We start from the raw sequence: 12528 nt of genomic DNA, 5'->3' as shown, positions 1-12528 counted from the left end.
GCCAGGTGAAGAACGCTTCACTTTGAGGGTTTTTTCAGCGAAAATTTGGGGAGTGAGCACACAAGAAAAAGCGCCCACGAGCGCGAAGCCACTAAATTCCCTTGACGCTTTCTTCCACATTTCCGAACGTGGATCCACTGTTGGCCGTGAAATTCGAGGTGGCGTGGTCACCTTCTTCGCAATGGCCTACATCCTTGTTGTTAACCCTCTGATTCTTTCTGCTGCCCTGCCCGAGGGTAGCTCCATCACTGCCCCTGGAATTGCTGCCGGCACCGCTTTGGTTGCCGGCATCATGACTATTCTCATGGGTCTGGTCGCAAACTACCCGCTGGCTCTGGCCGCGGGCATGGGCTTGAACGCCATCGTTGCTTTCACACTTGTTCTGGGAGCAAAACTGACCTTCCAAGAGGCCATGGGCCTGATTTTCTGGGAAGGCATTCTCATTACCGTCTTGGTTCTGACAGGATTCCGCGAGGCCGTTTTCCGCGCGGTTCCCTACCAGCTCAAGACCGCGATCTCCGTTGGTATCGGCCTCTTCGTGTCCTTGGTTGGTCTGATTAACGCGGGCATTATCCGCGCAGGTTCAACCCCGGTTCAGCTTGGCATCAATGGCTCTCTCGATGGCTGGCCAACTCTGGTCTTCGTTTTCGGCTTGGTTGTCACCATCATCTTGTATGTCCGCAAGGTAAAGGGCGCAATGCTGATCGGCCTGCTCTCCTCGACCGTCTTGGCCGTCATCTTGCAGGCAATCCTCCACCTTCCCGCGAAGAGCGAGACCACGCCTACCGGCTGGGGACAAACTATTCCCTCCCTGAGCGGTTCGCCCATCTCAATTCCTTCCTTCAACTCCCTGTTCCAGATTGACTTCATTGGGGCTTTTGGCAAGCTCGGCGCCGTCTCGGTGGTCCTGCTGATCTTCTCCCTGATGCTCGCGGACTTCTTCGACACCATGGGAACCATGGTTGCCGTGGGCGCTGAAGGTGACCTCTTGGATAACGGCGGAAACCCCCCTCACTCCAGCCGCATCCTCCTCATCGACTCTCTGGCTGCTGCTGCCGGCGGTCTGGGTGGTGTTTCCTCAAATACGTCCTACATTGAGTCGACCTCAGGTGTGGGTGAAGGTGCGCGTACGGGTCTGGCCTCGGTTGTCACCGGTGTCCTCTTCCTGCTGTCGACCTTCCTGTCGCCTCTCGTTCAGCTGGTTCCGACCGAGGCAGCTTCGACCGCACTGGTCTTCGTTGGCTTCTTGATGATGGCCCAGGTTCTGGAAGTCGATTGGAAGGATCCGGAGTTCGCGATCCCTGGATTCCTCACCATCGCCTTCATGCCTTTCGCCTACTCGATCTCGGCTGGTATCGGTGTCGGCTTCATCGCCTACACGATCATCCAGATTGCCGTTGGTAAGGCACGCAAGATTCATCCGCTGATGTGGCTGGCGTCGATTCTCTTCGTCATCTACTTCCTCTTGGGTCCGATCCAAGCGGCTCTGGGAGCCTGATCTAGATCCTTCCTCGCGTGGGGGTGAGATACGAGTGATCGTGTCTTGCCCCCACGTGTTTATTCCAAGAGATTTCTCCCTTGTGGCGTATTCTCAAATGAAGATGAAACGAAAGTAGGGGAGTTCGTGTCAACGACGTTTCAATCCATGCAGTACCGAAGCTTTCGGCATTGGTTCATTGCCAATGCCCTTGCGGCTTCGGCTCAGTGGATGCAACGCGTTGCCCAGGACTGGCTGGTTCTCACGGTCCTGACCGATAATTCTTCGTTTCAAGTCGGTATTGTTACGGCCTTGCAGTTTCTGCCGCTCTTACTCTTCAGCCCTTACGCCGGTGTCGTCGTTGACCGTGTGGACCGCAAGACGATCATCCAGATCACTCAATGCTCTTTTGGAGTTTTCGGTCTTTTGCTGGGGATCATGGTCTTCACGGGGCATGCGAGCTTGTGGTTGGTCTACCTTCTTGCTTTCGGTGGGGGACTTGCTGCATCTTTCGATTCGCCGGCCCGTCAGGCTTTCGTTTCGGAGCTTGTGCCCGCAAGGTCGATCACCAATGCGGTCGCGCTGAACTCTGTTGCCTTTAACTTTGCTCGCCTGATTGGTCCCGCGATCTCGGGCTTGATGATTGATTGGGTTGGCGAGGCCTGGGTTTTCTTCGTGAACACAGGAATCTTCCTTGTTGCGGCAATGTTTACGACCTCGATCCGTCATCGCGATTTGGTTCCGCGTCGGCCGGTTCCTCGCAAGAAGGGACAGTTGCGTGAGGGCTTGGTCTATCTCCGAGGCCGCCCTGACCTTTTGTTGATTATCCTCGTCGTTGGTGTTGCTTCAGCTCTGACTTTGAATCAGCAATTGACGACCGCTGTCATGGCAACAAGCGTGTTCCATAAGGGAGCGGGACAATACGGCATTTTGGGAACGCTGATTGCGGTTGGTTCTTTGTCCGGTGCTCTCTTTGCTGCTAGGCGTAAGCTGCCTCGTTTGCGCCTTGTCATGGGCTCGACGATCGCGCTCAGCATTGTCTCGACGGTTCTGGCTTTTATGCCGACCTATGAAACCTACGCGCTGATGTGTATTCCGAACGGTTTCGCCATGATCACGATGCTGACTGCTGCGAATGCTACGGTGCAGACAACCACTGTTGAAGAGATGCGCGGACGTGTCCTGGCCCTCTACGGCATGGTTGTTATGGGCTCGACCCCCATCGGTTCGCCTTTTGTTGGATGGATTGGTGAAGTGATCGATGCTCGTGCTTCGATCTGGGTCGGTTCGGTTATTACTTTGATTGTTGCCGTCGTTGCGACCGCTTGGAGCATGAAGCGGTGGAATGTGAGCGTTCATCTTCACGCCAGTGCTCATCTCATTGAGATCGACAACCCACATGCACACCACGGTGAAGGCGAAGGGAATTGATAACACTCACCTGACCCAATTAGGGGTCTGAGTGGTACCCATGACACCCTCTAACACGCGGTTTTGTGCGCTTTGACACGCACTGTGGCGAGAAATATGTACTCTAGGCTCAGTGCCTAGCCATGGAGGAAACCGTGAGCGACCTGATTGATACCACCGAAATGTATCTCAAGACGATCTTCGAGCTCGAAGAAGATGGAGTGACGCCTCTGCGTGCCCGCATCGTTGAGCGCTTGGGGCACTCTGGTCCGACGGTCTCACAGACAGTGGGGCGAATGGAGCGCGACGGCCTCGTCCATGTGATGGGGGATCGCAGGCTGGAACTGACAACTTTGGGGCGCGAAAAGGCGGTTGAAGTGGTTCGCAAGCACCGCCTCGCAGAGCGCTTGCTGACCGACGTCATCGGTTTGGACTGGGCACGTACGCACGAGGAAGCGTGCCGCTGGGAACACGTCATGTCGGACCAAGTTGAGAAACGCCTCGGCGAAATTCTGAATAACCCAACGACGGATCCCTACGGAAACCCCATTCCCGGTACCGATGCTACGTCTACGGGGATCTCGATGGAGCTCGCCCTGCGGATGGGTGGCACGAATTCCGCGGTCGTTACCCGAATTGGGGAACCCATTCAGGCAGAGACCGAGCTCTTGGCTGACTTTGCCCGCCTCGGGGTTCTTCCTGGTGCGGAAATCGCTTTTGAAGCGGATACACGGCAGGTTCTCCTTGAGGTGACTCGTGCTGCGGATGGGAGTTCGGTAACACAAACGGGTGCGGTTCAGCTGCCGCTCGCGCTCTCTCCGCATTTGTTTGTCGACCTGAATTAGCCCGCTGACCAGCATGTCTGGGAAACGCCTGTAAAACCTTAAGAAAACCTGTAATAAGTTCGTCATCCTTTCGTTACATTCGCGTGACATTTTGGGGATGCTACGCTAGACTGAAACAAGGCGAAAAAAGCCGACCGCTCTTCGTTCACCGAGGTTGAACCGCGAAGAGATTGGGAAACTAAGGTTCAACGCGGGGAAACCAATTCCGACCCTTCGCGGTCTTGGGGTGAAGCTTGGGAAACCAAGCCGGGCACTCCCGCCCGAACCCGACAGCTCACCTCGCAGGTCTAAGAGGAGAAAATTGTGACAACAGCAAAGCCTGCCCCGCGGCACCGCAAGGCCCGCCGCCCGATGGCCCCTGTTTTCGACCTGGCTGACACTCTCACGTCGTTCAAGACTCCGCTTCGTGGCACTGCCGCTGCGTCAGCCGCTGGACTTGCACTGACTGCTGTGGTCGGTGGAGCTGCAACTGCAGCCCCCACCGCTCACGAAGCTGCGGTCGATACTTCCACAAACACCGCGACCGTTCTGCCTACGACTGTTTCGGTCCCGGATATCGCCTGGTCTGCTAGTGACGAAGTTTCCGCTTCGGCTGAAGCCCCGGCTGCTGTTGCAACGACGAATGCTGCTTCGCGTGATTACACTCGCGCGGATCTTGGCGCTTCTGCCACTTCGTCTGCTGCAGTGAACCCCGCGGGCTCTGACATCGTCTCGATCGCAATGTCTCTCACTGGCATTCCTTATGTCTACGGTGGCTCTACCCCCGCGGGCTTCGACTGCTCTGGTTTCACCCAGTACGTCTACGCCCGGGCTGGTATCTCCATTCCCCGTACTTCCGGCGCGCAGGGTGCAGCAGGCACCTTCGTCTCGGCTTCCGAGGCTCGCCCCGGTGACTTGGTGTGGCACGCCTACGGACACGTGGGTATCTACGCCGGTAACGGAATGGTTATCGAAGCAACGACTCCCGGCTCTGTGACGAAGATCCAGCCGCTGTGGGGTAACTACAGCTTCGTGCGCTACTGAGTTTTCCTGTGTGAGTGAAGGGGTCGCTTCTGCGGCCCCTTCACTATTTCTCTGGGGATATCCTGAACCCCTGACATTTCACCGTGGAATAGGGCAAAATAGAGGCGACGGCAATCACGAGGAGGTAGTCATGGGGACATCAGAAGTGATTTTGGTCGGAGTCGATGGCTCAAAGGAGAGCTACGCAGCAGTTAAGTGGGCAGCTGAGCGTTCAAAGGTACGTGATTGCCGCCTTCACATTATTTGCACCTACGCAGTTGCGTCCTATGCGGCAGCAACCCTTGATGGGGGTTATGCGGTTCTTGATGACGCTGCTCTTAAGGAAGGTGCGTCCCAAATCGTTCAGCAAGGCGTCGATCTTGCGCGTGAAATCGGTGCGACGAACGTGCACGGAGTCGTTGAGGCCGGAGATCCCGCGGGGATCCTCATCGATATGTCCAAGGAAGTTGACCTGATCGTGGTGGGATCGCGTGGCGGGGGAGGCTTCGCGGACCGTCTGCTGGGAACGGTTTCCTCTGCTCTTCCTGCACACGCGAAGTGCCCGGTCGTCATCGTTCCGCGTCATACATCCGGTAAGGGCTTCACTCCGGTTGAGAGAATCGTTGTTGGCTCCGATGGGTCGGAAGGTGCAACCTCTGCTCTGAAGCGAGCGATCGACGAGGCTGAGCTGTGGGATGCTCGTCTGACGGCGGTTGCAGCTGTTCCGATGGCAACTGGGACGACCATGATGGCGTGGCTTCCCGCAAATATCGACCGCGATGCCATGCTGAAGGACGTCAAGGAAGGCCTTGACGCGGCTGTCGATCAAGCGCTGGACGGACGTTCACGCAAGGTCGCGCGCCATGCGCTTGATGGGTCTCCCTCGTCTCTGCTCATCGAGTTCTCGACCGCGGTTGATCTTGTTGTTGTGGGGACCCGAGGCCGGGGTGGCTTCGCCGGGATTTTGCTGGGATCGACCTCGCAGACGGTGATCGCGCACTCGACCTGTCCCGTTATGGTTGTTCCTTCGAAGCATCACGACGTGCTGCCTGATCCCGCACAAGAGTGGACAAGGCGCTGAACACTCCCGAGCCTTGGCGTTTCGAGCGCATCTGAGAAAGAGCTGCGCGAAATGGTAGTCTATGGGGGTGCGCCCTCGTAGCTCAGGGGATAGAGCACCGCTCTCCTAAAGCGGGTGTCGGACGTTCGAATCGTCTCGGGGGCACAGAAGATACAAAACGACTTGGTTTTCAAGTCGTTTTTGTATTTTTCTATTCGGAGAGGACTCCCCAGATTTGCACGGTTGCACCATCGGGGTAGTGAAGAAATAACGCAAAGCAGCATGGGGGAGAAGTGAACAGGGCGATTGGGCGGTTGCTGAGCCATCCTCTCACGCGCAATTCCGCTTTCATGCACCTGTGGGCGGGCCAGACCGCAGCCGAGTTCGGTTTCCAAGTAGCCACTCTTGCAACCTCGGCAATCGCTATCTCTCTATTGCACGCCACGGAGTCTGAAATCGGGATTCTTACCGGTTTGCAGACACTTGCATTTCTCCTGATTGGTCTTCCCGCGGGTGCGTGGGTTGATCGCTGGCGTAAACGCCGGGTCATGATTGTTTCTGACCTTGCGCGGGTTTTTGCGCTCATTTCGATTCCGATCGCCTATGAGTGGTTTACCCTTACCCTCACGCACCTGATGATCGTTGCTGCGCTCTTAGGACTTGCGACAGTCTTCTTCGATGTCGCCTACCAGTCCTATGTTCCAGCAATTGCATCCACACGGTACATCGCGGCTGCGAATGGGCGGCTCGAGGCCTCGTACCAGGTCGGCGCTGCAGGTGGCCCCGGTCTAGGCGGCTGGCTTTTGGGTGTCTTTGCGCCCCCTTTGGCCTACGTATTCACCGCAGCAACTTACGTGTTCTCGACGGTTGCCATTTGGCGGATTGGAACGCCTGAACCTCAACCAGTGCGCTCCAGTGCTTCTCTGTTTGCGCAAATCCGCGAGGGATTGAGCTTCGTCCGACATGAGCGTCTGCTTTTTCCCTTATTCTCTTGCATCTCCTTTGCTGCGTTTACAGGTTCAGGGGTACGTGTTCTCCTGCCGATTTTGGTGCTTCGAACACTGGGTATGAATGCGACACAATTGGGGGTGCTTCTGAGCGCAGGTGCGCTTGGTGGAATTCTTGGAGCAATGACTCGTTCCCTGTGGCTTGAGCGCCTAGGGATCGGGCGTTGTATTGTTGCCACTTACGTCGTTGGAGTTTCAATCCTTGTTTTGCAGCCGGCAGCGCTCCACGTGCCCGCGATTGCTGGCTGGGTGATTGCCGGTGCGGGAGTGGTTTACTCGTACTTCATTACCATCTACAACGTGACGCAGATGAGTTTGCGGCAGGAAATCTGTCCCAAGTGGATGCTTGGGCGCATGAATGCGACCTTCCGTTTCGCGGTGTGGGGAGTGATGCCCCTGGGATCGGTCGCTGCAGGCCTTCTTGCGTCTGTTGTGGGTGTCGAAGCTGCAATGTATGTCTTTATCGCGCTGTCGGTTGTGGCTGGGATTGCGATGAGCTTTACTCCCGCTGCTCGCATTCGCGGGGTCAGTGCTGCTGAAGACCTCTCCTGAACCCGTGGGGTTTCGCATAGTGGGATTTTCTGCTAGAGATTTCAAGCTGAATTTTAACTGGAAGCAGTTTTGGGACTATCGAGTCAAAAACCTGTGAGTGGGTCGAATAAGTTCGGCTATATCGGGGCAATAATGATGTTTCACTCAAGAAAAGCTGGGTTGCGGCTGATTGTTGCAGTGATAGCATTCAGGTAGCTGTCGCTCAATGACACCTCCTGAAGAAAGCTGTTGACATCATGGATCTTGACGTTACGAGCGTGAGGACGCGCCGTGTTCCGCTTGCGACTGTAGTTGCGTGCTCGCTTGTGGGGGTAAGTGCACTGACAGGGATTGCTTCTCTTGCTGCGCCCGCTCAAGCTGCAGAGATTAATGCCATCACGAATGCGATGATTCGAAATAGGTCCACGCCCGCTGGTCCGAACTATGTCTATGACAACTACAATCTGACTTTCGCCTTCGATACGACTGGTAAGACTGTCGCTGAAAATGACACTTTGAGCATTCAGCTGCCCAGTGAGCTTCGCACTCGAGCCGCATCTTTCAATGTGACAGATCGGGACACTGGGGGAGTGGCGCTCACATGTTCGATTCCAGCAGGTGAGGGTCAAGTCTTAAGCTGTGCCTTCACTGACTATGTGACGACGCACGACAATGCCAGGGGTGATATTCACGTTGTGGCAGATATGGTTCGTCAAACGACTACTGATACTTTCAGCTTCACGATTAACCACAGTGTTGAGATTGATGCGACCGTTCCAAACGGAAATATCGTCAAGAATACGAATGGCTACGCTCCTGAGACCGCGTACAAAAATGGATGGCAATTGCATGAAGGTCACACAGAGCGTTTTACGTGGGAAGTCTCTATTCCTGAGCGTCAGATCCAATCGGACACCATCAGCGTCACTGACACCTTTGATACTGCCCATGGCGGCTACAAACTATTCAATGAGCCCGGAGCAAATGCCTGGCAGCGGACGCGTCTGTATAAGTGGAATTCTCTTGATGACTTTAAAGCTGATCCCGAGCATCAGAATTATGCCGAAAGCATTAAAGTCAATGGCTCGGTTAACGGCGGTACATTCACGCTGACTGAAACTTCTGAAGGGTTCGTTGCATCATTCCCGAACTCAAAGAACGATGCGTATTACTTGCTCAAGTACTACACGGAACTGAATGTTCCCGCTAACGCAACAATCGGAAGTACCTTCAAGAACACCGCAGTTGTGAACGGGCAGGTTACCGAAAAGACGATTGCGATTGAAACAGTTGGGTGGGGAGACGTTGATGGAGAGCTGAAGGCTACGCCAACGCCTACCCCTACTCCGACCCCGACGACGAGTACGCCGGCACCGACTCCGAGCGTGACCCCCTCTACGCCGGCGCCTTCGCCAAGCACCTCTAGCCCGACCCCCTCGGTGAGGACCTCTACTCCGACACCGTCAGCGACGACTCCGCAAACGAGCTCGCCAACCCCCTCGCCTTCGGCCTCGACCACTATCACTACACCTGCTCCTCGCCTCAGCACTCCGCCTCGTCCGAAGGAAGCGCTTGCGCATACCGGAGTCAACTCTGGGATGCTGCTGGGCAGTGTAGCGTTGCTGCTGGTGTTTGGAATGTCTCTGCGTCAAGGTCGCAGCAGGCTCTAAGTCAAGACGCTTAGTCTGCCCTTGGAGACTCATTTGTGGAGCTGTGTCACTCTCCTCGATGGGGCTCGAGTTTTACGGTGAACAATTTGCGAAAAGTTAAAACTGGGATTTCCCTATGAGCATTTACACATGAATTGCGTATTATTCCCGAAAACTCGGCAGAATGCTCGCGTCTTGGCCCTGAATAATTATTGTTTCCGAAATTTAGTCTGGGGTAATGCTGAAGGTCAGCGTGCTAACCTGTTGATATCTGGTCACGTGAGTGACGCTTCTTGAGAAAGATTTAAGTTCATGATTTTCAATGCTTCAGGCGCGCGTTTCCGCCGTGCCTCGATTGCAGGTGCGCTGATCTGCGCACTCTCCGGTGCTGGTGCGATGACGGTGATGACCGCGTCTCCATCTCGCGCGGATCACGTGCCCGTCGAGGTCAACCAAGTTGTTAAGAACGTCGTAATGAAGAACCGTTCTACTCCGAACGGCCCCAACTATGTGTGGGATAACTTCACGATGGACTTTAGCTTCGATACGACTGGTTCGGATGTTTCCGAAACGGATACTGTCACCATCCAGCTGCCCAGCGAGCTGCGCACCCGCGAAGCCTACTTTGACGTCACAGATAAGAACACCGGTGGCGTCGCAATGAAGTGCGTTATTCCCGCCGGTGTCGGCCAGACCCTCCACTGTGCGTTCACTGATTACGCCGATGAGCACGTCAATATGAAGGGTGATATTCACGTCCTCGCGGATATGACTCGCGCGACCACTTCAACGCACTTTGAGTTCACGATTGGCCATGACATCGTCCTGCCTGCGGACATTGAAAACGGCAACGTCATCCCGAACACGAACGGCTACGCTCCCGATACTCCGTGGAAGTTTGGCTGGCAGCTGCACGAGGGACACAAAGAACGTTTCACCTGGGAGGTCTACATCCCGGAACGCAACATTCACTCGGGCACCATTTCAGTGACTGACACCTTCGACACTGCCAATGGCGGTTACAAGCTGTTCAATGATCCCTCAACGGATCCGAATGCTTGGCAGCGCACGCGCTTGCTCAAGTGGAACTCTCTTGATGACTTCAAGGCTGATCCGAGTCACGAGAACTACGTTGAGAGTATTCCCGTTGGAGGAACCGTCAATGGTGGCACCTTCACCATGACCGAGACCTCGACCGGCTTCGTTGCTTCCTTCCCGAACTCTAACAGTGACGCGTACTACATGATCAAGTACTACACCGTGCTGAATATTCCCGAGAATGCAAAGCCCGGGAACGTCTTTAATAACAAGGCCGATGTCAACGGAATGACCGCTGAGCGCGACATCGCGATTGAAACAGTTGGCTGGGGCGACCTCGAGTCTGATCGTCGTCCCACCCCTCCGACTTCCACAACGTCGACACCTCCGGCAACCACGGTGACACCTTCGCCCTCTGAGTCCACTACCGAGGCCACGCCCTCCCCGAGCACGTCGACTACCCCTTCACCGAAGACCTCCTTGGCCCACACTGGTGCTATGACTGCTCCTGCTATTGCTCTCGGAGCATTGGGACTGGCCCTGGGCGTCGCGCTCATGCGTCGTCGCGAGCAAGCCTCGGCCTAAGGCGAGTATGTAACTTCGTGTAGAAACGAAACTATGAGCGTGGGCCTCATCCTTGTGGATGGGGCCCACGGTTTTACCCAAAATGAGCGGTGATCAGGGGATATTTGCATGAATGTGTGCCCTTGGTCAGTTCATGGTCCTTGGAAAGCTTGGAGTTCGAGCAATGCGGCTTCCTTCAAGTTATTAATTTCTTACGATCTGTCAGAAACTGAGACTTCTTGAAGAATATTCAGGAATGTACCGGGGAAGATTTTCGATGCGCTTGCAAAAGACGTTGGAATTACGCGGATTTAGAGGGTAAAAAATTGTTGTTTAGGCAATGGAGGCTGAATTGAAGCTGAATGTGATCGTGTTAGCCTGAGGGCGTCGAGTCACGTATGTGACATCCCTCCAGAAAGACAAGAATGTGATGAATAACGATGCTACGCGTGCACACGTGCTGCGTGCTTCAGTTGCTGGCACGATTGCCTGTGCATTTGTGGGAGCGGGAGCTCTCACTGTGTTCTCTCCGACGTTACCTGCTGCTCAGGCAGTAGAGGTTGATGTTGTTACTGGCGTGGTGATGGCGAATAGTTCGCATCCGCACGGGCCGAACTACGTCTGGGATAACTACGTCATGGATTTCTCTTTCGATACAAGCGGTAAGGCTGTAACCGAAGGGGATACGATTACTGTTCAGCTGCCTAGTGAACTGCGTACTCGCGCCACCCGCTTTGATGTTGATGATAAGAATGGCGGTGGAACTGCGCTTAATTGTGCAATTCCGGCAGGCGAGGGGCAATCGCTTAGCTGTGTCTTTACCGACTATGCAAAGCGACATGTGAATATGAAGGGCGATATTCATGTTCTTGCGGATATGACTCGCGAATCGACTTCTGATTCTTTTAGCTTCACAATTAATCACACTGTTACGCTGACGGCGACCGTGCCTAATGGCAATATTGTGAGGAATACGACCGGATATGCGCCTGTTGATCCCTACAAGTACGGTTGGCAGCTGCATGATGGCCACAACGATCGTTTTACATGGGAGATTTACCTCCCCGAACGTAATATCACGTCGAATACCATCAACATTACTGATACCTTTGACACCTCCTACGGTGGCTACAAGCTGTTCAATGATCCAGCGCCGAATGCTTGGCAGCAAACGCGCTTGTACAAGTGGAATTCATTGGCTGATTTCAAGGCGGATGTAAACCATCAACATCCCGCACAAAGCGTCAAAATTGGCGGTTCTGTCAATGGTGGAACCTTCACCTTGACTGAGACTGCGGATGGTTTTGTTGCTTCTTTCCCGAACTCGAATAGCGATGCCTACTACTTGCTCAAGTACTACACAGAACTCAAGATTCCTGGTTCTGCAACCGTTGGCACCAGCTTCAAGAACACTGCAGTAGTTAACGGGAAATCGACCGAACGGACTATTGCTATCGAGACTGTTGGATGGGGGGAACTTGAGGGGCAGTTGAAGACAACTCCTCCGACGCCCTCTGTGACTACTCCTCCCACGACTGTGCCTTCTCCTTCTGAGTCAACGACTGTTCCCTCGCCGAGTGTGAGTACGACGGTTCCTCCGAAGAAGAGTCTTGCGCACACTGGTGTGAATGCTGCTCCGGTGATCGGTCTGGGGGCTCTCGGCCTTGCTCTTGGTGTGGCCTTGATGCGTCGACGTCAGCAGGCGTGAAAATCTGAGCCTCTAGAATAGAGCGAAAACTTGTGGCCCTCACCCAAAAGGTGGGGGCCACACGGTACATATTAGTGTTGTTTTTGCAGTTCAGAGCGGGTGTTAGTTGGTGAATATTCCCGTGTGGTCAGTCGGCGTTCCGCGAAAACTGATTAATTTTGCTGTGTGTGGATTCTTCATTGATGCCAATTCTTTACGTGTAGTCAGAAACTGGGACTTTACTAAGAAAATTTACAC

The 12528-nt window shown here is 54.6% G+C and carries 9 protein-coding genes, 1 tRNA gene and 1 riboswitch; all 10 genes read left to right on the top strand.

Annotation, left to right across the window (positions count from 1 at the left end; translation table 11 throughout):
• Positions 1–52: 52 nt before the first annotated feature.
• The 10 genes from ACWNMW_RS03140 (at position 53) to ACWNMW_RS03095 (ending at position 12291) form a co-directional block, all read left to right on the top strand.
• Positions 53–1498: an NCS2 family permease gene (locus ACWNMW_RS03140; protein ID WP_449490006.1), complete on the top strand. Its 1446-nt coding sequence runs from the start codon at positions 53–55 to the stop codon at positions 1496–1498.
• A 126-nt stretch (positions 1499–1624) separates the two neighbouring features.
• Positions 1625–2908, top strand: a complete 1284-nt coding sequence (locus tag ACWNMW_RS03135) for an MFS transporter (RefSeq protein ID WP_449490005.1) — start codon at positions 1625–1627, stop codon at positions 2906–2908.
• A 134-nt stretch (positions 2909–3042) separates the two neighbouring features.
• Positions 3043–3732 (top strand): metal-dependent transcriptional regulator, encoded by a 690-nt coding sequence (locus tag ACWNMW_RS03130; RefSeq protein ID WP_449490004.1) that lies wholly within the window; start codon positions 3043–3045, stop codon positions 3730–3732.
• Positions 3733–3898: 166 nt separating this feature from the next.
• Positions 3899–4035, top strand: a riboswitch (cyclic di-AMP (ydaO/yuaA leader).
• Positions 4036–4755 (top strand): C40 family peptidase, encoded by a 720-nt coding sequence (locus ACWNMW_RS03125; RefSeq protein WP_295893639.1) that lies wholly within the window; start codon positions 4036–4038, stop codon positions 4753–4755. It begins immediately after the preceding riboswitch.
• Between the two features lie 130 nt (positions 4756–4885).
• Positions 4886–5815 carry a universal stress protein gene (locus ACWNMW_RS03120; protein WP_034502207.1) on the top strand — a complete coding sequence of 310 codons (930 nt, stop codon included), beginning with the start codon at positions 4886–4888 and terminating at the stop codon, positions 5813–5815.
• A gap of 71 nt (positions 5816–5886) precedes the next feature.
• Positions 5887–5959, top strand: a tRNA-Arg gene (locus ACWNMW_RS03115).
• Positions 5960–6087: 128 nt separating this feature from the next.
• Positions 6088–7353: an MFS transporter gene (locus ACWNMW_RS03110; protein WP_449490003.1), complete on the top strand. Its 1266-nt coding sequence runs from the start codon at positions 6088–6090 to the stop codon at positions 7351–7353.
• A gap of 236 nt (positions 7354–7589) precedes the next feature.
• Positions 7590–9002 carry an Ig-like domain-containing protein gene (locus ACWNMW_RS03105; protein ID WP_448751531.1) on the top strand — a complete coding sequence of 471 codons (1413 nt, stop codon included), beginning with the start codon at positions 7590–7592 and terminating at the stop codon, positions 9000–9002.
• A gap of 291 nt (positions 9003–9293) precedes the next feature.
• The gene (locus tag ACWNMW_RS03100) at positions 9294–10604 is read left to right on the top strand and encodes an Ig-like domain-containing protein (protein ID WP_449490002.1); all 1311 of its coding nucleotides are present in this window, start codon (positions 9294–9296) and stop codon (positions 10602–10604) included.
• Positions 10605–11013: 409 nt separating this feature from the next.
• Complete coding sequence (locus tag ACWNMW_RS03095; protein ID WP_449490001.1) at positions 11014–12291, top strand: Ig-like domain-containing protein; 1278 nt, start codon at positions 11014–11016, stop codon at positions 12289–12291.
• Positions 12292–12528: the final 237 nt, after the last annotated feature.

It is taken from the genome of Actinomyces sp. Marseille-QA0893 (assembly GCF_976954355.1).
This window is presented reverse-complemented; position numbering and strand designations above follow the sequence as displayed.

What these genes read in the sequence shown, in the direction of transcription:
- ACWNMW_RS03120 (WP_034502207.1), top strand. Translation starts at nt 4,886, where the DNA reads ATGGGGACATCAGAAGTGATTTTGGTCGGAGTCGATGGCTCAAAGGAG.
- ACWNMW_RS03105 (WP_448751531.1), top strand. Translation starts at nt 7,590, where the DNA reads ATGGATCTTGACGTTACGAGCGTGAGGACGCGCCGTGTTCCGCTTGCG.
- ACWNMW_RS03100 (WP_449490002.1), top strand. Translation starts at nt 9,294, where the DNA reads ATGATTTTCAATGCTTCAGGCGCGCGTTTCCGCCGTGCCTCGATTGCA.
- ACWNMW_RS03095 (WP_449490001.1), top strand. Translation starts at nt 11,014, where the DNA reads ATGAATAACGATGCTACGCGTGCACACGTGCTGCGTGCTTCAGTTGCT.